This is a genomic window from Nocardia sp. IBHARD005, from assembly GCF_052814245.1.
Window position 1 is genome coordinate 2,337,401 of sequence record NZ_CP199935.1, and the last position, 24,314, is coordinate 2,361,714.

The following is a 24,314-nucleotide window of genomic DNA, read 5'->3' on the forward strand; positions in this document are numbered from 1 at the left end:
TTGGACCGGCTGGATTTCGGCGGAAACGGCGAAACTGGTGACGGACGTGGAGACTCTTCGGAGTACTTCCCGCTCTCGCCCGCACAGCTGGGTATCTGGTACGCGCAGCACGTCGACCCACAGGTGCCGATCAATATCGCCCAGTACGTCGACCTGCGTGGACGCCTCGATGTCGCCGTGCTCGAGCGCGCGAGTGCCGACGCGGCCACCGACCTCGAGTCGGGCTGGCTGCGCATCGTCGAGGTCGACGGTGAGCCCATGCAGACCGTCGATCCCACCCAGGACGCGACGCTGATCCATGTCGATGTGCGTGGCGAGGCCGACCCGGAAGCCGCCGCCGCCGCGTGGATGCGCGCCGAGTACAGCCGCCCGCTCGACATCGTTCGCGACCGCCTCGTCCAGGCCGCCGCGATCCAGCTCAGCGATGATCGCTGGTACTGGTATGCCCGCGTCCACCACATCGTGCTCGACGGTTTCGGCGCCAACAACTTCGTCAACCGCACGGCGCAGCTCTATACCGCCGCGGTCACCGGCACTCCGGCCCCGCCGAACAAAGCCACCGACCTGCGCGCGCTCTACGACTCCGAGCTCGTCTACCGCGACAGCACCCGTTTCCAGTCCGACAAAGAGCACTGGGCTCAGCGCGTAGCGGGTCTGGAGGAGGGCAGCAGCCTCACTGGTCGCTCGGCCCCGCCCTCGCCGGTCAACGACGTCACCAGCGCGGCACTGAACCCCGCCCAGGACGCGCGGCTCACCGCCGCGATCGCCCGCCACGACAGCACCGCGGCACCGCTGCTGATCGCAGGCTTCGCCGCCTACCTGGCCCAGATCACCGGTACCTCCGACGTCATCCTCAGTCTCCCGGTCACCGCCCGCACCACCGCGGTGATGCGGCGCTCCGGCGGCGTGACCTCCAACATCGTCCCGCTGCGTCTGCGCGTCGGCCACGACACCACGGTCGCGCAGTTGCTGCGTTCGGTGACCACCGAGGTCTCCGGCGCTCTGCGCCACCAGCGCTACCGCCACGAGGACATCCGCCGTGACTCGGCGGGTGAGGGCATGGTCTCCACGGAGTTCTTCGGCCCGTGGGTCAACATCATGCTGTTCGACAACCACTTGAGCTTCGGTGACATGGAGGGCACGCTCAACGTGCTGTCCACGGGCAGCATCGAGGACCTGGGCGTCAACTTCTATCAGTCGCACGGTGGTACTCGCTCCCACATCGACTTCGAGACCAACCCGAACCTGTACTCGGCGGCCGACGCGCAAACCCATCACGGCCGGTTCCTCGAGTTCTTCGACCGTTTCCTGGCCGCCGAGGCCGAGCTACCGGTGTGGAAGCTGCCGGTCACCGGCACCGCGGAACTGGAACGCTCGCTGACCGAGTGGAACGACGCGGCACACGAGGTCCCCGCGACCACCCTGCCCGCGCTGCTCGACGCGCAGATCCCGCTGACTCCGGACAGCATCGCCCTCGACTTCGAGGGCGAAACCCTCACCTACGCCGAGTTCGGCGCGAAGGTGAACCGCCTCGCCCGTTTCCTGATCGCCGATGGTGTCGGCCCGGAATCCCTGGTAGCGCTCGGCATGCGCCGCTCGCTCGACCTCGTCATCGGCATGCACGCGGTGCTCAGGGCCGGTGGCGCGTATGTGCCGATCGACCCGGATCATCCGGCCGACCGCACCGCCTACATCCTCGAGTCCGCGGCACCGGTCTGCGTCCTGACCACCACCGGCGACGACCTCGATCTCCCGGAAACCGTCGCCCGCGTCGAGATCGACCGACTCGACACGACCGGTTTCGACGCCACACCTGTCACCGATGCCGACCGGCTGTCCCCGCTGCGCCCGGACAACACCGCCTACGTCATCTACACCTCGGGTTCCACCGGTCGCCCCAAGGGCGTCGCGGTCACCCACCACGCGATCGTCAACCAAGAGCTGTGGATGCTCGACGAGTACCGGTTGACCGCCGAAGACGTCTACCTGCAGAAGACCGCCACCACTTTCGACGTATCGCTGTGGGGCTACTTCCTGCCGTTGATGGTCGGCGCGAAACTGGTCATCGCCAGCCCCGACGGCCACCGCGACCCGCTGTATGTCGCGGACATGATCGCCCGCCACGGTGTCACCGTGACGGACTTCGTCCCGTCCATGCTGACCGTGTTCGTCTCCCACGCGACGCAGGCCCAATGCGCAACGCTGCGTGCGGTTTTCGTCATCGGTGAAGCACTGCCCCCCGAGACCGCCGCGGGTCTGCGCGCGATCTCCGACGCCGGCCTGCACAACCTCTACGGCCCCACCGAAGCAGCCGTCTCGGTCACCTACTGGGAGGCCACCGAAGCCGACACCACGCAGGTGCCGATCGGTATCCCCGAGTGGAATGTCGAAGTCTACGTACTGGATTCGCGGCTGCGCCCGGCCGCGATCGGCGCACCGGGTGAGCTGTATCTGGCCGGCCGTCAGCTGGCCCGCTGCTACCGCGGCCGCCCCGACCTGACCTCGGACCGCTTCGTCGCCAACCCTGTCGGCGCCCCCGGCGAACGCATGTACCGCACCGGCGACCTGGTGCGCTGGAACGCTGACGGCGTCCTGGAATACATCGGCCGCACCGACTTCCAGGTGAAGTTCCGCGGTCAGCGCATCGAGCTCGGCGAGATCGAAACCGATCTGCTCGCGCACCCGAGTGTCAGCCAGGCCGCGGTCCTGGTGGTCGATACCGCGACCGGCCAGCAGCTGGTGGCCTACATCGTGCCCGCGCCCGGCCAGTCCGCCGACCCGGCGACGCTGACCCGTTTCGTGTCCGAGAAGCTGCCCGCCTACATGGTGCCCGCGTCGATCATGGTGCTCGACGCGTTCCCGCTCAACACCTCGGGCAAGCTGGATCGCAAGGCACTGCCCGAACCCGTCTTCACTGCTGCCGCAGGCGATTTCCGCGCGCCGCGCACCCCGGCCGAGCAGATCGTGGCGGGCATCTTCGCCGACGTGCTGAGCCAGGAACGGGTCGGCGCCGACGACAACTTCTTCGAACTCGGTGGCAACTCCCTGGTCGCCACCCAGGTCGTCGCCCGCATCGGTGCCGCGTTCGGCATCCAGCTGGGTGTGCGCGCGCTGTTCGAGACCCCGACGGTGGCCGGACTCGCCTTACGTGCCGAATCCGCCACGCCCGCAGATATTTCCGCGGTGCGTCCGCCGCTGGTCGCGCAGCCGCATCCCGCACAGGTGCCGCTGTCGCTGGCCCAGCAGCGGATGTGGTTCATCAACCAATTCGACCCGACCGCGCCCACCTACAACCTGCCCTTCGTGGTGCAGATGAAGGGTCGCGTCGAGGTCGACGCCCTGATCGCCGCGCTCAATGATGTTGTGGTGCGCCAGGAATCGCTGCGCACGATCTTCCCCGACGCCGACGGCGGCTTCCAGCACGTGCTCGGCGCCGACGAATTCGATCTCGGCATCGCGGTGACCCCGATCGACCAGTCGCGGCTGCGCGAGGAGCTGATCGACTTCGCCTCCACCGGCTTCGACGTCACCCTCGAACTGCCGATCCGGGTGCAGATCTTCAAGGTGGTCGGCGGAACCGCTGAGTCCAACGGCGCCGCTCCCGAGGGCTCTGCGTGGTCACGCTCCGCTACCGCCTCCGAGCCCGCCGGTCACGGCGCAGGCACACCGGAATACGCGGTCGCCTTCGTGGTCCACCACATCGCGGCCGACGGTTTCTCCTTCGGTCCGCTGGCCCGCGATGTGGCCACCGCCTATCTGGCCCGTGCCGCGGGCCAGGCCCCGGCCTGGCTGCCGCTGCCGGTCCAGTACCGCGACTACACGCTGTGGCAGCACGAACTGCTCGGCGCCGAATCCGACCCGGCCTCGATGGCCGCGCGTCAGCTCGACTACTGGCAGCGCGCCCTCGAAGGGCTGCCCGACCAGCTCGACCTGCCCAGCGACCGCCCGCGCCCGCAGCAGCAGAGCTTCCGCGGCGCGCGCGTCGGTTTCGAGATCGACGCCGACACCCACGAACAGCTCGCCGCCGTGGCCCGCGCCAACGGCGTCACCCTGTTCATGGTGGTGCACGCCTCCCTCGCGGTGCTGCTCGCGCGCCTGTCGGGCACCACCGACATCGCCGTCGGCACCCCCATCGCCGGTCGCGGTGAGCAGGCACTGGATGACCTGATCGGCATGTTCGTCAACACCCTGGTGTTGCGTTCCGACGTCGACCCGACGCAGCCGTTCGCCGAATTCCTCACCCGCACACGCGAAACCGATCTGAGCGCGTTCGCCAACGCGGATGTGCCGTTCGAGCGGCTCGTCGACGTGCTCAACCCCTCGCGCTCCCAAGCCAGGCACCCGCTGTTCCAGGTGGTGCTGTCGTTCCAGGAGATGTCGCACGGCACCCTGGAGCTGCCAGGTCTCACGGTCACGGCCGACGAGGTCGAGGTCGACATGGCCAAGTTCGACCTGCAGTGGACGCTCACCGAGGAACGCACCGGCACCGGCTCGCTGTCGGGCATGACCGGCGTGCTCACCTACGCCATCGACCTGTTCGACCAGTCGACCGTCGAAGAGCTGCTGCTGCGCTGGCGCCGCGTGCTCGACGCGATCCTGGCCGACCCGGCCGTCACCGTCGGTGCGATCGATGTGCTCGACGATGCCGAACGCACCGACCTGGTCACCCGTTTCGGCGCGCCCGCCGCGGTGGCTCGCACGCTGCCGCAGCTGATCGCCCAGGCCGCCCGCGACACCGAGTCGACCGCCGTGGTGTTCGAGGGGACAGCTGTCTCCTACGGTGACCTCGATCGTCGCTCGAACCAGCTGGCGCGCTTGCTGATCCAGCAGGGCCTCGGTGCCGAGGACTTCGTCGCCGTCGCCGTGCCGCGTTCGCTGGAGTCGGTGCTGGCAGTGTGGTCGGTCGCCAAGACCGGCGCCGCGTTCGTGCCCGTCGACCCGAACTACCCGGCCGACCGCATCGCCCACATGATCACCGATGCCGGTGTGTCCGTGGGTATCACGGTCACCGGTGAAGCCGGCGAGCTGCCCGATTCGGTCAGCTGGGTGGTGGTCGACGACATCGACCTCGACCACATCTCCGATGCGCCGCTGGCCCCGCGCGAACTCCTCCGCCAGACCGATCCCGCGCAGCCCGCGTACCTGATCTACACCTCCGGCTCCACCGGTGTACCCAAGGGCGTCGTGGTGACCCATGCCAGCGTCGCGAACTTCTGTGCCGAGCAGATCGACCTGTACTCGCTCGACTCCGACACCCGCGCACTGCATTTCGCCTCGCCCTCGTTCGACGCGTCGGTGCTGGAGATGCTGCTCGCCATCGGTCGCGGCGGCACGCTCGTCGTCGTCCCGCCGGGCGTCTACGGCGGCGAGGAACTGCGCGAGATCCTCATCACCGAACAGGTCACCCACGCGTTCGTGACCCCCGCCGCGCTGGCCACCTTCGACGCCCGCGGCCTCGATCACCTGCGGGTGCTCGCCGCCGGTGGTGAAGCGGTCCCGCCGGAACTGGTCGCCAAGTGGGCGGTGCGCCTGCCCAACGGAACGCGGCGCATGCTCGGCAATGTCTACGGCCCCACCGAAACCACCATCGCGTCCAACCTCAGCGAAGGGCTGATCCCGGGGGAGCGGGTCGTCATCGGCGGCCCCATCCGCGGCGTCCACACCCTGATCCTCGACGACCGCCTGCGCCCCGTGCCGGTCGGTGTCGCGGGTGAGCTCTACATCGGTGGCGTCGGTATGGCGCGTGGCTACCACGCGCGCGCCTCGCTGACCGCCGACCGATTCGTCGCCAACCCGTACGCCCCCGGCGAGCGGATGTACCGCACCGGTGACGTGGTGCGCTGGACCGCCGATCGCAATGTGGAATACGTCGGCCGCTCCGACTTCCAGGTGAAGGTCCGCGGTTTCCGGATCGAACTGGGCGAGATCGACTCCGCACTCGCCTCGCACGAGACCGTCGACTTCGCGGTGAGCATCGGCCACAAGAACAAGGGCGGCAGCACCTCGCTGGTGTCCTATGTCGTTGCGGTGCCCGGCAGTTCGATCGATATCGCCGAACTGACCGACCACGTCGGGCAGCGTCTGCCCGCGTACATGGTGCCCTCGTCGATCATGGTGCTCGCCGCGGTCCCGCTGACCGTCAACGGCAAGCTCGATCGTCGCGCGCTGCCCGCACCGGTGTTCGAGGTGCGCGAATTCCGTGCGCCCACCACCCCGATCGAGCAGATCGTCGCGCAGATCTTCGCCGACGTGCTCGAGCTGTCGCGAGTCGGTGTCGAGGACGACTTCTTCGAACTGGGCGGCAACTCGCTGATCGCCACCCAGGTCGCCTCCCGCATCGGTATCGCCCTCGATACCCGGGTCCCGGTCCGCATGCTGTTCGAGGCACCCACCGTGGCGGCGCTGGCCGCCCGGGTGGAGTCCCAGGCCGGTGATGGTGCGCGCAAGGCGCTGGTCGCCCGCGAACGGCCCGACCTGGTGCCGCTGTCGCTGGCGCAGCAGCGCATGTGGTTCCTCAACCGCTTCGACACCGCCTCGGCGGTGAACAACATCCCCGTCGCGATCCGGCTGTCCGGTGACCTCGATGTGGCCGCGCTGCAGGTCGCGGTCATCGATGTCATCGACCGGCACGAGTCGCTGCGCACCGTGTTCCCCGACTCCGGCACCGGCCCCGTGCAGGTGGTCCTCGATGCCGCGCAGATCGTCCCCGACCTCACCCCGTACCGGGTCACCGAGGACAACCTCATCGATCATCTGATCGATCTGGCGTCGATGGCGTTCGACGTGACCAGCGAAGTACCGCTGCACGCACGGCTTTTCGAGGTTTCCGAGTCCGAGTACGTGCTCGGCATGGTGGTGCACCACATCTCCGCCGACGGCTGGTCGATGGCCCCGCTCTCCCGCGATGTGATCATGGCCTACGCGGCCCGCACCTCGTGGGAAGCGCCGACCTGGGCCGAATTGCCGGTCCAGTACGCCGATTACTCGCTCTGGCAGCGTGAGGTGCTCGGTTCCGAGGACGATCCGCAGTCGTTGATCTCCTCCGAGATCGCCTACTGGGCAAAAGAACTCGCCGACCTGCCCGACGAGCTGGTACTCCCGGCCGATCACCCGCGCCCGCCCGCCGCGTCCTACCGTGGCGGTACGTACAGCTTCGTCATCGCGAGCGAAACCCAGCGCGCACTGGTCGAATTGGGCCGCCGCTACAACGCCTCGCTGTTCATGGTCATGCACAGCGCCCTCGCGGTGCTGCTGGCCCGTGCCAGCGGCACCAGTGACATCGCGATCGGTACCCCGGTCGCGGGCCGTGGTGATCAGGCACTCGACGACCTGGTCGGCATGTTCGTCAACACCCTGGTGCTGCGCTCGCAGGTCGACGGCGCGACCCCGTTCGCCACCCTGCTCGCCCAGGCCCGCGAGACCGACCTGCAGGCCTTCGCGCACGCCGACGTGCCGTTCGAGCGCCTGGTCGAGGTGCTCAACCCGGCCCGTTCGCAGGCACGTCACCCGCTGTTCCAGGTGATGCTGTCGTTCCAGAACAACAAGCAGGCCACGCTCCAGCTGCCCGGCCTCGCGGTCAGCGGTATCGATTACGACCCCCAGCTCGCCAAGTTCGACTTGCAGCTCACGCTCACCGAGGTGCAGGACCCCAACGGCGAAGTCGGCGGCATGGCGGCCGAGTTCTCCTACGCGCTCGACCTTTTCGAGGAATCGACGGTCGCCGCGTTCGCCCGCAGGCTCGACAACATCTTCGCCGCGGTCCTCGCCGATCCCGAGGTGTTCGTCGGCGATATCGATCTGCTCGCGCCCGAGGAGCACGCGCAGGTTCTCGTCGACTGGAACGACACCGCGCACGCGGTCCCGCACGGCACGCTGGTGTCGCTGTTCGACGCGCAGGTCGAGCGGACCCCGGACGCCGTCGCCCTGGTCTTCGAGCAGGAAGAACTGTCCTACCGCGAGCTGCAGGAGCGGGCCAACCGCATCGCCCGCCGCTTGATCGCCGACGGCATCGGCCCCGGTGACCAGGTGGCACTGGCGATCCGGCGCTCCACCGAGCTGGTCGTCGCGATGTACGCGGTGCTGCAGAGCGGTGCCGCCTACGTGCCGCTGGATCCGGATCAGCCCGCCGACCGCATCGGCCACATCATCGAGACCGCGCAGCCGCGACTGGTGCTCACCAGCCGTCGCGACTCGTTCGAAGCCGACGGTGTCACCGTGGCCGCGGTCGAGAACATCTTCTCGCCCGCCGACTTCAGCGGTGCCCCGATCACCGATGCCGAACGCGTGCGACCGCTGCGGGCCACCAACACCGCCTACGTGATCTTCACCTCCGGCTCGACCGGGCGCCCCAAGGGGGTGGCGGTCGACCACGCCGCGATCGTCAACCGGCTGCTGTGGATGCAGCACGAGTACCCGATCGACGTCGCCGACGCCGTCCTGCAGAAGACCCCGGCCACCTTCGACGTGTCGGTGTGGGAGTTCTTCTGGCCCTTACAGACCGGCGCCCGCCTGGTCGTCGCCAAGCCCGACGGCCACCGCGACCCGGTGTACCTGGCCCAGATCATCGCCGAACGCGACATCACCACCGCGCACTTCGTGCCCTCGATGCTGTCGGTGTTCGTCTCGACCCTCGGCAGCAACGGCAACGGTGACGCGGTGCGCCTGCGTCAGGTGTTCGCCTCCGGTGAGGCGCTGCCCGCGCCCACCGCGCAGCGTCTGCGTGAGCTCACCGGCGCGCGCCTGCACAACCTGTACGGCCCCACCGAGGCCGCGGTCGACGTGACCTATCACGAGGTCGTCGACGCCGATGTGGAGTCGGTGCCGATCGGCCGCCCGGTGTGGAACACCAGGGTGTTCGTGCTGGATTCCCGGCTGCACCCCGTGGCCCCCGGCGTCGCGGGAGAGCTCTATCTGTCGGGCGATCAGCTGGCCGTCGGCTACCTCAACCGCGCCGACCTGACCGCCGACCGTTTCGTCGCCAACCCGTACGGCGCGGCCGGTTCGCGCATGTACCGCACCGGCGACCTCGTCACCTGGACCGCGGTCTCCGATGAGAACGGCCTGTCGTATGGCGAGCTGAACTACCTGGGCCGCACCGACTTCCAGGTGAAGCTGCGCGGTCTGCGCATCGAACTCGGCGAGATCGAAGCGACCCTGCTGGCCCAGCCGGGTGTCGCGCAGTCGGTCGTGGTCGTGCGCTCCGACGCGCACGCCGGTGACCAGCTCGTCGGTTACCTTGTGCCGGAGGCGGAGACGACCGTCGACGTGGCCGCGGTGAAGGCGGGCATCACCGCCGAGCTGCCCACCTACATGGTGCCCTCGGCACTGGTCGTGCTGGATGCCTTCCCGCTCAACGCTTCCGGCAAACTCGACCGTAAAGCGCTGCCCGCGCCCGTGTTCGAGGCGAAGGTGTTCCGTGCGCCCTCGACCCCGATCGAGGAGATCGTCGCCGAGATCTTCGCCGACCTGCTCGGCGCCGAGCGCGTCGGCGTGGACGACGACTTCTTCGCCCTCGGCGGCAACTCCCTGGTCGCCACCCAGGTCGCGGCCCGCCTGAGCAAGGCGCTCGACGCCGAGGTCGGCGTGCGCACCCTGTTCGAGGCGCCCACCGTCGGTGCGTTGGCCGCCCGGGTGGAATCGCACGCGGGCACCGGTCTGCGCGCCGCGCTCACCGCCCGTCAGCGCCCCGAGCATCCGCCGCTCTCGCTCGCGCAGCAGCGCATGTGGTTCCTGAACCGCTTCGACATCGCCGACACCGGCACCTACAACATCCCGGTCGCGGTCCGCCTGCAGGGCCTGCTCGACCTGCCCGCCCTGCGCGGCGCGGTCGCCGACGTGGTCGCCCGGCACGAAACCCTGCGCACGGTCTACCCCGTGTACGTGGCCCCCGAGCCGGGGCGCGCCACCATGGCGGACGGCACCGCCTACCAGAAGGTCCTCGCCGCCGCGGGCTCGATCCCGGACGTCGAGCTGGTGGAGGCTGTGTCCGACTTCGGGGCTTCCGAGGGCCCTGCGTGGTCACGCTCCGCTACCGCCTCCGGGCCCGCCGGTCGCCCCGACGAGACCGATATGGCGATCTCGCTCTACGAGTTCGCCCGTCGCGGTTTCGATGTCACCGCGAATGCGCCTGTGCGCCTTCGGGTCTACGAGCTCAGCGAACGCGAGCACGTGCTGGTGATGGTGGTCCACCACATCGCCGCCGACGGTTTCTCGCTGCGCCCGCTGGTGCGCGACCTGATGACGGCCTACGTCGCCCGCACCGCGAGCACCGAACCCGGCTGGCCCCCGCTGGAGGTGCAGTACGTCGACTACGCGCTGTGGCAGCGGGAAATCCTCGGCGACGAGACCGATCCCACCTCGCTGATCTCCGAGCAGCTCGAGCACTGGCGCGGCGCGCTGGCCGACCTGCCCGACGAACTGCGCCTGGGCCACAAGCCGCGGCCCGCCCAGGCCAGCTACCAGGCCGGCACGCACCGCTTCGAAGTGCCGGGCGAGCTCGTCGAGGCACTGAACCGGGTCGCCCACGAGCACAGCACCACCCTGTTCATGGTGGTGCACAGCGCTTTCGCCGTGTTGCTGTCGCGCCTGTCCGGCACCTCCGACATCGCCATCGGCACCCCGGTCGCGGGTCGTGGCCAGCAGGCACTCGACGACCTGGTCGGCATGTTCGTCAACACCCTGGTGTTGCGCGCGCAGGTCGACCCGGGCGCGACCTTCACCGAGCTGCTCGGTCAGGTCCGCGAACACGACCTGGCCGCCTTCGCGCACGCCGACGTGCCGTTCGAGCGCCTCGTCGAGGTGCTCAACCCGGCGCGCTCGCAGTCGCGCCACCCGCTGTTCCAGGTGATGCTCTCGTTCCAGAATCTGGGCCGCACCACCCTGGAACTGCCCGGCCTCACGGTTTCCGAGCTCGGCATCGACCAGCACATGGCCAAGTTCGATTTGCAGCTCGCGCTCAGCGAGGTCCCGGCCGACGACGACAGCCATATGGACGCCGAACTGGTCTACGCGACAGACCTTTTCGACGCGGGATTCGCCGCGACCTTCGGTGCTCGCCTGCTGCGCGTGCTCACCGCCATCGTGGTCGACCCCTCGGCCCCCGTCGGTGACATCGAACTGCTCGACTCCGCCGAGCGTGCCCTGGTGCTCGATCGCTGGAACGACACCGAATTCGCCGTCGACGCCGCGCTGAGCACGCCGAGTGACGACGAACCGGCCACCCTCCACGCGCTGTTCGAGGCCCAGGTCGCGCGGACCCCCGATGCGATCGCGCTCACCTTCGAGGGGACGAGTCTGTCCTACGCCGAGTTCGCCGGGCGGGTGCGTCAGCTGGCGCGCTGGCTCAAGGACGCCGGTGTCGGCCCGGAATCGTATGTGGCACTCGGCATGCGGCGCTCGATCGACCTGCTGGTCGGCATGTACGCCGTGTCCGCCGCCGGTGGCGCCTATGTGCCGCTGGATCCCGACCACCCGGCCGAGCGCATCGAGCACATCCTCGAGACCGCGCAGCCGGTCTGCGTGCTCACCTCCGGCGAGAGCCTGCCCGCGGCCGCCGGTCGCGAGGTGCGCATCGACCAGCTCGACCTGTCCGGCCACTCCACCGCGCCGGTCACCGATGCCGATCGGCATCGCCCGCTGCGCTCGGACAACACCGCCTACGTCATCTTCACCTCTGGCTCGACCGGCCGGCCCAAGGGTGTCGCGGTCAGTCACGCGGCGATCGTCAACCGCCTGGTGTGGATGCACGCCGCCTACGGCCTCGCCGCCGACGACGTGGTGCTGCAGAAGACCCCCGCCACCTTCGACGTGTCGGTGTGGGAGTTCTTCTGGCCCTTGCAGGTCGGCGCGCGCCTGGTCGTCGCCAAGCCGGACGGCCACCGCGACCCGGCCTACCTGGCCCGGTTGATCGTGGCCGAACAGGTCACCACCGTGCACTTCGTGCCGTCGATGATGGCCGTGTTCGTCACCGAACCGCTTGCCGCCGAATGCGTCTCGCTGCGCAATGTGTTCGCCTCCGGTGAGGCGCTGCCGTTGCCGACCGCGCAGCGTCTGCGCGAATTGACCGGCGCCGCACTGCACAACCTCTACGGCCCCACCGAAGCCGCGGTCGACGTGACCTATCACGAGGTCACCGACGCCGACACCGAGACGGTGCCGATCGGCGCGCCGGTGTTCAATACCCGCCTGTACGTGCTGGATTCGCGGCTGCGACCCGTTCCGGTGGGTGTCGCGGGTGAGCTCTACCTCGCGGGCGTGCAGCTGGCCCACGGGTATGTGGGTCGCGCCGACCTGACGATGGACCGCTTCGTCGCCGACCCGTTCGCTGGATCTAATAGCGGCGCTGCCGAGGGCCCTGCGTGGTCACGCTCCGCTACCTCCGGGTCCGCCGACAGCCCCGCGGGCGGCGAGCGCATGTACCGCACCGGTGACCTCGTCACCTGGACCGCGGACGGCGAACTGGAGTACCTGGGCCGCACCGACTTCCAGGTGAAGCTGCGTGGTCTGCGCATCGAGCTCGGCGAGATCGAGTCGGCGCTCACCGCGCTGCCGGAGATCGCCCAGTCGGTGGTCGTGGTCCGCGCCGATGAGCACACCGGCGATCAGCTGGTCGCCTACGTCATTCCGCAGACCGGCGCCACCGTCGATACCGACGCGGTGAAGGACGCCCTCGGCACCGCGCTGCCCGTCTACATGGTGCCCGCCGCGTACGTGGTGCTGAACGCGTTCCCGCTCAACGCTTCCGGCAAGCTCGACCGGAAGGCACTGCCCGCGCCGGTCTTCGCCGCGCGCACCTTCCAGGCGCCGGTCACCCCGGTGCAGCAGATCGTCGCCGCCACCTTCGCCGAGGTGCTCGGCGCCGGTCAGGTCGGCCTCGACGACGACTTCTTCGCACTTGGCGGCAACTCGCTGGTCGCCACCAGGGTCGCGGCCCGGCTGTCCGAGGCGCTCGACACCCAGGTGCCGCTGCGCGCGCTGTTCGAGGCGTCGACGGTGGCCGCGCTGGCGGCTCGCGTGGAAACGCACACCGGTCGTGGTGGCCGCATCCCGTTGGCTCCGCGCCCGCGTCCCGAGCTGGTGCCGCTGTCGCAGGCGCAGCAGCGGATGTGGTTCCTCAACCGTTTCGACAACCGCACCGCGGTCAACAACATCCCCGTCGCGATCCGTCTCACCGGTGACCTCGATGTCGCCGCGCTCGAGGCGGCCATCGCCGACGTGGTCACCCGGCACGAGTCGCTGCGCACCTTCTACCCGGCAGCCGAGGTGACCTCGGGTGCGGTCGAGGAAGGCGCCGGCTACCAGCAGGTCCTGCCCGTCGACGAGGCCCGCTTCGCGTTGCCCGCCCAGCCGGTCGCCGCGAGCGACGTGGTCGCGCGCGTGATTGAACTCGCGAGCGTGCACTTCGACGTCACCCGCGAAGTCCCGTTCCGCGCGAGCCTGCTGCGCGTCGACGACCGTAGCCACGTGGCCGTGCTGGTCATGCACCACATCAGCGGTGACGGCTTCTCGCTGAGCCCGCTGCTGCGCGATGTCGTCATCGCCTACACCGAACGCACCCGCGGTGAGATCCCCGCCTGGTCGCCGCTGGAAGTCCAGTACGCCGACTACACCCTGTGGCAGCGTGAGGTCCTCGGCGAGGAGTCCGATCCCGACTCGGTCGCCGCGAGCCAGCTCGCCTACTGGACCGAGCAACTGCGCGACCTGCCCGATCAGCTCGAACTGCCCGCCGACCGGCCGCGCCCCGAGGTCGCCACCAATGCCGGTGACCTGCACCGCTTCTCGGTCGACGCGCAGCTGCACCACGCGCTGACCGAGATCGCCCGCGCCCGTGGCGTCACCCTGTTCATGGTGATGCACGCGGCACTGGCCACCTGGGCCGCGCGCCTGTCCAACAGCACCGACATCGCCATCGGCACCCCCATCGCCGGTCGTGGCGAGCGCACGCTCGACGACCTGGTCGGCATGTTCGTCAACACCCTGGTGCTGCGCAGCGAGGTCGACGCCGGCGCGAGCTTCAGCGACCTGCTCGACCAGATCCGCAAGGTCGACCTGTCCGCCTTCGCCAATGCCGAGGTGCCCTTCGAGCGCCTCGTCGACGTGCTCAGCCCCACCCGTTCGCAGGCGCACCACCCGCTGTTCCAGGTGGCGCTCACCTTCGAAGCGGCCACCGCCGCCGACACCGGCACCATCGCACTGCCCGGCCTCGACCTCGATGTCGTCGACTTCGACCCGGGCACAGCGAAATTCGACGTGCAGCTCACCGTGGGCGAAGCCGCCGACGGCTCCCTTTCCCTGTCGTGGAACTACGCCACCGATCTGTTCGACGCCGAAACCGTCGCCGCCTTCGGCGACCGCCTGGTCCGCATCCTGCGCAGTGTCGCCGAGAACCCCGAGGTAATCGTCGGCGATATCGACCTGCTCGGCGAGGCCGAACAGCGCGATGTCGCCCAGCGCTGGGTGTCCTCCGGCGTCGACGCCATCGGTCTGCCGGTCATCCACGACGCCAGCACCCCCGCCGGCTACCGGCGCGGGCTGTTCGGCAACAAGCACACGACCCTGGTCGACCTGTTCGACGCGGCGGCCGCCGCCTATCCGGACCGCATCGCCGCCAAATTCGGTGTCGAGTCGCTGACCTACGCCGAACTCGATCGCCGCGCGAATGTGCTGGCGCGCAGGCTGATCGACGACGGCGCCGGCCCGGAATCGCTGGTCGCGGTGATCCTGCCGCGCTCGCTCGATCTCGTCGTCGCGCTGCTCGCCGTGGTCAAGACCGGTGCGGGCTACGTGCCGGTCGACCCGACCTACCCGGCCGAGCGCATCGCCTACGTGCTCGAGGACTCGCGCCCCACCAGCGTCGTCCTCGATTCCACGGTCCAGGTGAGCGTGCCAGAGCACCTGCCCTCGGTGGTGCTCGACGGATTCGCCGTGGAAACCGGCAATATCGAAGACGCCGACGACGCGCCGATCACCGACGCCGACCGGCTCGCCCCGCTCTCGCCGGACAATGTCGCCTACGTCATCTACACCTCCGGCTCGACCGGCCGGCCCAAGGGTGTCGCGGTCGCGCACCGCAATGTGGTGCGCCTGTTCGCCAACACCGACCGCGACTTCGGCTTCGGCCCGCGCGATGTGTGGACGCTGTTCCACTCCTACGCCTTCGACTTCTCGGTGTGGGAGCTGTGGGGCCCGCTGCTGTTCGGTGGCTCGCTGATCGTCGTCGACTACTACACCTCCCGTTCGCCCGAGCAGTTCCTGGAACTGCTGCGCGTCGAACAGGTGACGGTGCTCAATCAGACGCCGTCGGCCTTCTACCAGCTGGCCGAGGCCGACCGCAACGCCGGACCGGGTCTGGAGCCGCTCGCGCTGCGCTACGTCGTGTTCGGTGGCGAGGCCCTCGAGCTACGTCGTCTGACGGATTGGGTTGCGCGCCACGGTGACAGCTCGCCGACGCTGGTCAACATGTACGGCATCACCGAGACCACGGTGCACGTGTCGTTCCGCGCGCTCGACGCGAAAACCATTGCCGCCGCTGCCGGTTCGGTCGTCGGCCGGGCCATCGCGGGTCTGGGCGTGTACGTCCTCGACAACCGGTTGCGGCCCGTGCCGGTGGGCGTCGCGGGCGAAATGTATGTCGCCGGACCGCAGTTGGCGCGCGGCTACCTAGGTCGCCCCGACCTGACCGCCACCCGTTTCGTCGCCAACCCGCTTGCCGGCCCGAACCAGGGTGGCTCGCGCCTGTACCGCTCCGGCGACCTCGCGCGCTGGAACCGCTTCGGCGAACTCGAATACCTGGGCCGCGCCGACGACCAGGTGAAGGTTCGCGGTTTCCGCATCGAACTCGGTGAGATCGAAGCCGCCGTGCTCGCGCAGCCGGGTATCGCCCAGGCCGCGGTCATCGTGCGTGAGGATCAGCCGGGTGACCAGCGGATCGTCGCCTACGTGGTCGCCGAGAGCGACCTCGAACCCGACCTCGAGACCATCCGCAGCGGTGCGGCCGAACAGCTGCCCGCCTACATGGTTCCCGCGGCGCTCGTGCGCCTCGAGTGGATCCCGCTGACCGTCAACGGCAAGCTGGACCGCCGCGCGCTGCCCGCTCCCGCGGTGCAGGCGCGGGCCTTCCGCGCACCGGTCACCCCGGTGCAGGAAACCGTGGCCGCGGTCTTCGCCGATGTGCTCGGCCTGGACCGGGTGGGTGTCGACGACGATTTCTTCGACCTCGGCGGCAACTCGCTCATCGCCACCCGCGTCGTGGCCCGCATCGGTGCGGCGCTCGGCGCCACGGTGCCGGTGCGCGCGCTGTTCGAAGCCTCCACCGTGGAAGCCCTCGCGGCACGGGTGGAATCGCACACCGGCGGTACCGCGCGTGCGGCGCTGGTCGCCCGCGAGCGGGCTGAAGGCGAACTGGTTCCGCTGTCGTTCGCCCAGCAGCGCATGTGGTTCCTCAACAAGTACGACACCACCTCGGCCGCCTACAACCTGCCCGTCGCGATCCGCCTCACCGGCGAACTCGACACCGAGGCACTGGCACTCGCGCTGGCCGACCTGGTCCGCAGGCACGAATCGCTGCGCACCCGCTACCCCGAGCACGGCGGCACCCCGGTGCAGCAGATCGTTGCGGCGGAACGCATCTCACTGGACCTGCGCCCGGTCGCCATCGATCGGGACGAGCTGTTCGGCACCGTCACCGAGTTCGTCTCCACCGGTTTCGATGTGGCCGAACAGGTTCCGATGCGCGCGCGTCTGTTCCGCGTCGCCGCGGCAGGCGCCGATGGGTCAGGCTCGGCGATCGAGTCCGAGTCGGCCGGTCGCACCGAGCACGTTCTTGTCGTCGTCGTGCACCACATCGCCGCCGACGGCTTCTCGATCGCGCCGCTGACCCGCGACGTGATGCGCGCCTACACCGCCCGCGCCCAGGGCACCGCCCCCGGCTGGACGCCGCTGCCCGTGCAGTACGCCGATTTCGCGATCTGGCAGCGCGCCGTGCTCGGCACCGAGGACGACGCCGACTCGCTGATGTCGCGCCAGGTCGGCTACTGGCAGTCCCAGCTCGCCGGTGTCCCCGACGAACTGACCCTGCCGTTCGACCGCGCCCGCCCGGCGATCGCCTCGCACCACGGCGCCACCGTGCACCGCGAACTCCCGCCCGAGCTGATCGCCAAGCTCGACGAGGTCGCCCGTCGTCAGGGTGCGTCGCTGTTCATGGTCATGCACACCGCCCTCGCGGTGCTGCTGGCCCGGCTGTCGGGCTCCGACGACATCGCCATCGGCACCCCCATCGCGGGCCGTGGTGAACAGGCACTCGACGACCTGGTCGGCATGTTCGTCAACACCCTGGTCCTGCGCACCGGCGTCCGCCCGGCCGAGTCCTTCACCGACCTGCTGGAACAAGCGCGCACGACCGACCTCGACGCCTTCGGCAACGCCGATGTCCCGTTCGAGCGCCTGGTGGAACTCCTGGCACCCGAGCGGTCGCAGTCGCGCAACCCGCTGTTCCAGGTGATGCTGGCCTTCCAGAACCTGGACCGCACCACCCTCGAACTGCCCGGCCTGGCAGTGTCGGCGCTCGACCTCGACGAGAGCGTCGCCCGCTTCGACCTGCAGTTCACGCTCTCCGAACTGGGTGAACCCGGCCACGGCGGCATGGCGCTGGCACTGAACTACGCCACCGAACTGTTCGATGAGGACACGGTCGCCGGCATCGCCGTGCGCTGGCAGCGAGTGCTCGAGGCGATTGCCGCCGACGCCGCGATCACGGTCGGCGCGATCGACGTGCTCGATGCCGCCGAGCGGGCGGACCTGGTGTTCCGCGTCGGCGAAACGCCGGTTCCCGCACGCACCCTGCGTAACCTCCTGGCCGAGGCCGTCGCCCAGAACCCGACCGGCCCCGCCGTGGTGTTCCAGGCCGCCCACCCGTCGCCCGACCACCGCCCCGCATCGAGTCGCTTCGCGACGCTGTCGTACTCCGAGCTCGACGAACGCTCGAACCGCTTGGCGCGCTTGCTGATCGCCGAGGGGATCGGCGCCGAAGACCTCGTCGCGATCGGCGTCCCCCGCTCGGCCGACTCGGTGCTGGCAGCGTGGGCGGTCGCCAAGACCGGCGCGGCCTTCGTCCCGGTCGACCCGACCTACCCCGCCGACCGCATCGCCCACATGGTCACCGACTCCGGTTCGCCGCTGGGCATCACCGTCGCGTCGGTGCTGGGTGGACTGCCCGATATCGCGTCGGCTGGAGCGCGGGACTCCGGAACGGGGCTCGGCAGCTCGGCAGCGGGCGCGACGTCGTCGGTGTTGGTCGGCTCGGCTGCGGATGCTCCGACATCCGACCCGGCACTCGACAGCTCGACCCAGGACGCTCCGGCGGCCGGTTGGCTCGTGCTCGACGAGCTCGACCTCGCGCGCTTCGACGGCGGCCCGATCACCGACGACGAGCTCGTGCGGGTGACCACTCCCGAGCAGCCCGCCTACGTCATCTACACCTCCGGCTCGACCGGCGTGCCCAAGGGCGTCGTCGTCACCCATGCCGGTCTCGCGAACTTCGGTGAGGAGCAGGCCGAGCGCTACGCCCTCGACTCCGATACGCGCGCACTGCATTTCGCCTCGCCCTCGTTCGACGCGTCGATCCTCGAGCTGCTGCTGGCGCTGGCCCGCGGCGGTGCGCTGGTCGTCGTCCCGCCCGGCGTCTACGGCGGCGACGAGCTGTCCGAGCTGATCCGCACCGAGCGGGTCACCCACGCCTTCATCACCCCCGCCGCCCTGGCGACCTTCGACCCCAGCGGTCTCGACTCGCTGCGGGTCCTGGTCGCCGGTGGCGAAGCGGTGCCCGCCGACCTGGTGAGCAAGTGGGCAGTGCCACTGGAAGACGGCACGACTCGTGCCTTCCACAACGGTTACGGTCCCACCGAGACCACGATCATGACCAACATCAGCGCCGCGCTGGTGCCGGGCGAGCTGGTCACCATCGGTGGGCCGACTCGCGGCATGCGTTCGCTGATCCTGGACGCCCAGCTCCAGCCTGTTCCGGTGGGTGTCGCGGGTGAGCTCTACCTGTCGGGCATCCAGCTGGCCCGCGGCTACCACGCCCGCGCCGGGCTCACCGCCGACCGGTTCGTCGCCGACCCGTTCATCCCGGGCGAGCGGATGTACCGCACCGGTGACGTCGTGCGCTGGACCGCTGCCCGCACGGTCGAGTACGTCGGTCGTTCCGACTTCCAGGTCAAGATCCGCGGCTTCCGGATCGAACTGGGTGAGATCGACTCCGCCCTCGCCTCGCACCAGACCGTCGACTTCGCCACCACCGTCGGCCACAAGAGCACCGCGGGCGCCGTCTCGCTGGTCGCGTATGTGGTTGCCGCGCCGGGTCATTCGATCGATGTCGCCGCGCTGACCGCGCATGTCGAGGATCGTCTGCCCGCGTACATGGTGCCGTCGTCGATCATGGTGATCGACCACGTGCCGCTGACCCCGGTCGGCAAGCTCGACCGAAAAGCCTTGCCGGAGCCTGTCTTCGCCACCGAGGTCACCTTCCGCGCCGCGCGCAACCCGATCGAGCAGACCATCGCCGAGGTCTTCGCCGAGGTGCTCGGTGTCGAGCGCGTTGGCGTGGACGATTCGTTCTTCGCCCTCGGCGGCGACTCGATCGTCTCCATTCAGCTCGTCTCTCGCGCCAAGGCGCGCGGCGTGCTGTTCTCCCCGCGAAATGTCTTCGAACAGCGCACCGTCGCCGGGCTGGCGTCGGTCGCCGAAACCGCTGATGTCGCAGCGGCTTCGGCGATCACCCTGGCCGAGCTGCCGGGCGGTGGCGTCGGCGAGATGCCGCTGACCCCGGTCGTGCGGTTCATGGCGGAGCGGCCCGGTTCGTTCAACCGCTTCAACCAGACCATGGCACTGGAACTGCCGGTCGGCATCGACCGCGCGGGCATCGCCGCCACCGTCGGCGCGGTCATCGACCGCCACGACATGCTGCGCTCGCGTCTGCACCAGGTCGACGGCCGCTGGGTCGTCGCCACCGCCCCCACCGGCACCGTCGACGCCACCGCGCTCATCGACCACACCACCTTCGACCCCACCGTCTCCGACGCCGAGCTCGTCGACATCGCCTCGGCCGCACTGGACGCGAGCCTGGACCGCCTCGACCCCGCCAACGGCGTCGTCGTGCGCTTCGTCTGGCTGGAGCCGGACCTGAATGGCGACGCTCGCACGGGTGCCGCTGACGCGAGCGAACCGCACGCCGGTACTGAAAAGCACGAGGGCGCAAGCGAATTCAGTGCCCCCGGCGCTGCCGTCGCAGGCGGCTCTACGGCCGCGGGTGCCAACGCTGCGGAGGATCTGGCAGTCACGCAGACCGGTGATGCCGTCGCGACCGGTGGTGGCGCCGGTTCTGTCAACGCCCGTCGCGCGGGCCGGCTGATCGTCGTCGCCCATCACCTGGTGGTCGACGGTGTCTCGTGGCGCATCCTCGTGCCCGACTTCGTTTCCGCGTGGGGCCAGCTCTCCGCCGGGCAGCAGCCCGAACTCGTCGCCCCCGCCACGTCCATGCGGGCCTGGGCGCACGCGCTGGCCGACGAGGCGCGCACCACCGACCGTGCCGCCGAACTCGACTTCTGGCGCGAGGTCGTCGCCACCCCGGACCCACTGCTCACCGAGCGGCCCATGGACCCGGCGGTCGACGTCTCCGGTGTCGTCGAGAAGCTGCCGGTCGAGGTGTCCGCCGAGGTCACCAAGGCCCTGCTCACCACCGTCCCCGCACTGTTCCACGGTGGCGTCAACGACGGACTGCTCACCGCGCTGGCACTGGCCGCCGCCAAGTGGCGCTCCACCCGAACCGGTCCCGGCGCGCTCGGCAACGGCCACCGCGCCGACCCGAGCGGCGACGCGCTGCTCGTGCGCCTGGAAGGCCACGGTCGCGAGGAAGAGGTCGCGCCCGGCGCCGACCTGTCGCGCACCGTGGGCTGGTTCACCGCCATCTTCCCGGTTCGCCTCGACCTGGCCGGCATCGACATCGACGCCGCGCTCGCCGGAGGACCGGCGCTGGGACAGGCCGTCAAGGCGGTCAAGGAACAGCTGCTTGCCGTGCCCGACAAGGGCATCGGTTACGGCCTGCTGCGGTACATGAACGCCGAGACCGCCGCCGAACTGCCCACGCGGCTGCCCGGCCAGATCAGCTTCAACTACCTCGGCCGCGTCGCCGACAGCGACGTCCCTGACGCGCTGCGCGGCTTCGGCTGGATCCCCGCGCCAGAGCTGGCCGCCCTCGGTGGCGCCTATGACGCCGACATGCCCGCGATGGCACCCCTCGATGTCAACGCGATCGTCGTCGGCGACAAGCTCAGCGCCAATATCGGCTACCCCGCCACCCTGCTCGCCGAGGCCGAGGTCCGCGCATTCGCGGACCTGTGGATCACCGCGCTGGAAGCCGTTGCCCGGCACGCCAATTCGGCCGACGCGGGCGGCCACACGCCGTCCGACTTCGCGCTCGTGCGCTCCACCCAGCGCGATATCGACACCTGGGAGAAGCGCTACCCCGAGCTGACCCAGGTGTGGCCGCTGGCCGCGCTGCAGGCAGGCCTGTTCTTCCACGCACGCCTCGCCGCCACCTCGGTCGACGTCTACACCGCCCAGGCCGTCCTCACCCTCACCGGCCGCGTCGACGCCACCCGTCTGCGTGCCGCCGCCCAGGCGCTGCTCGACCGCCACGAAACCCTGCGCACCGCGTTCGTCACCGACCACGACGGCAACGCCGTGCAGGTCGTCCTCGACACCACCCGCGTGGCGTGGACCGAACACGACCGCACTGTGCCTGATGGCGGTACTCCCGAGGGCCCTGCGTGGTCACGCTCCGCTAGCGTGTCCCAGCCCGCCGGTCGCACCGCGAAAACCGGCGAATACGCCGACCTCGTCGAGGCCGACCGCACCGCCCGCTTCGACCTGGCCAACCCGCCGCTGATCCGCTTCACCCTGATCCAGATCGCCGAGCACGAATGGCGCTTCGTGGTGTCCAACCACCACATCCTCCTGGACGGCTGGTCGACGCCGCTGGTCATGCGCGACCTGCTCGCCCTCTACGCCCTGCACGGCGACGCGAGCGCGCTGCCCGCCGTCCGCTCCTACCGTCATTTCCTGGAATGGGTTGCCCGCCAGGATCATTCGGTCTCGGTCGAGGCCTGGTCGTACGCGCTGCGCGGCGTCACCGAGCCGACCATGCTGGCCCGCCCCGACGCGAGCCGCGAGATCGCCGCGTTGTCCGACGAGTACCTGTTCGACCTCGACGAGCCGACCACGGCGCGGCTGGTGGCGCTGGCCGCCGACCTCGGCGTCACCCCGAACACCGTGTTGCAGGTGGCCTGGTCGATCGTGCTCGGCCGGATGACCGGCCGCGACGACGTGCTCTTCGGCACCACCGTCTCGGGCCGTCCCGCGCAGCTGTCCGGCGTGGAATCCATGGTCGGCCTGTTCATCAACACCGTCCCGGTGCGTGTGCGGTTCGGTGCCGCCGAATCGGTGCGCGAGGTGCTCACCCGCACTCAGGGCGAGCAGGCCGACCTGCTCGACCACCACTACATCGGCCTCGCCGAGATCCAGTCCGCGGCCGGTATCGGTGGCCTGTTCGACTCCCTCGTCGTCTTCGAGTCCTACCCGGTCGACGCCGAGGGCATCAAGGCCCAGGCCGCCGACATCGACGGCATGGCCGTCACCGGCCTCGACGCCGCCGACGCCACGCACTACCCGCTCTCGCTCATCGCCCAGCTCGACACCCAGCTGCGCATCCGCGCCGGCTACCTGAGCGAGTTGTTCGACGCGGCCACCGTGCATCGCATCGCCGAGCGCCTGATCCGGGTGCTCACCGCGATCACCACGGAACCGGCTGTCGCCGTGGGTGATATCGAGCTGCTCGATGCCGCCGAACGTGAACTCGTCGTGCGCGAGTGGAACGCCACCGCGCACGAGGTCGATCAGCGGGCCACCCTCGTCTCGATGTTCGAGGCCCAGCTGGCGCGCACGCCGCAGGCCACGGCGCTGTCCTTCGAGGGCACGAGTCTTGCCCACCCGTCGCCCGACCACCGCCCCTCACGGAGTCTCTCCGAGACGCTGACCTATTCCGAGTTCGCCCAGCGGGTCTACCGCCTGTCGCGCTGGCTGATCGACCGTGGCGTCGGCCCGGAAACCTATGTGGCACTGGGCATACGCCGCTCGATCGACCTGGTCGTCGGCATGTACGCGGTGAGCGTGGCCGGTGGCGCCTACGTGCCACTCGACCCCGATCATCCGGCCGAGCGCACGGAATACATTCTGGCAACGGCGGATCCGGTGTGTGTGCTCACCTCGGGCACCGATCTGGAGATCGACACCGCGCAGGTCCGCATCGACCTGCTCGACCTGGACGGCTACGCCGACACCCGCGTCACCGATGCTCAGCGGATCGCGCCGCTGCGTCCGGAGAACACCGCGTACGTGATCTTCACGTCCGGTTCGACGGGCCGTCCGAAGGGTGTGGCGGTCAGCCATGGTGCGATCGTCAACCGTCTCGTGTGGATGCAGGCCGCGTACGGTCTGACCGAGGCCGATGTGGTTCTGCAGAAGACGCCCGCCACGTTCGACGTGTCGGTGTGGGAGTTCTTCTGGCCCTTGCAGATCGGCGCGAAGCTGGTGGTCGCCAAGCCCGACGGCCATCGCGATCCGGCCTACCTCGCGGAGATCATTCGCGTCGAGGGTGTCACCGTCACGCACTTCGTGCCGTCGATGCTCGCGGTGTTCGTCGCCGATGCCGATGCCGCGCGCTGCGAGTCGCTGCGGATGGTGTTCGCCTCCGGTGAGGCGTTGCCGCCCAAGCCCGCGCACCGTGTGCGTGAGCTGACCGGTGCCGCGCTGCACAACCTGTACGGCCCCACCGAGGCCGCGGTCGACGTCACCTTCCACGAGGTCGTCGACACCGATGTGGACACCGTCCCGATCGGCGCCCCGGTCTTCAACACCCAGGTCTACGTCCTCGACGCGCGCCTGCGCCCCGTCCCGGTCGGCGTCGCGGGTGAGCTCTACCTCGCGGGTACCCAGCTGGCGCGCGGCTACGTCGCCCGCCCCGACCTGACCGCCGACCGTTTCGTCGCCGACCCGTTCGGTGACAACGGCGAGCGCATGTACCGCACCGGTGACCTCGTCGCCTGGACCGAACAGGGCGAGCTGGAATACCTGGGCCGCACCGACTTCCAGGTGAAGCTGCGCGGTCTGCGCATCGAGCTCGGCGAGATCGAGTCCGCGCTGACCGGGCTCGACGAGGTGGCCCAGTCCGTGGTCGTCGTTCGCGGCGATCAGCACACCGGCGA

Annotated in this window: 1 protein-coding gene (cut by a window edge); it reads left to right on the plus strand. The window is 69.7% G+C overall.

All coding sequences use genetic code 11. The annotated features are described in order from the left end of the window. Positions 1 to 24,314: the 5' portion of a non-ribosomal peptide synthase/polyketide synthase gene (locus ACTWPB_RS11100; protein ID WP_446225577.1), read on the plus strand. Its footprint extends 21,247 nt past the window's final position; only the first 24,314 of its 45,561 coding nucleotides appear in the window; the start codon lies at positions 1 to 3; its stop codon lies beyond the right edge, outside the window.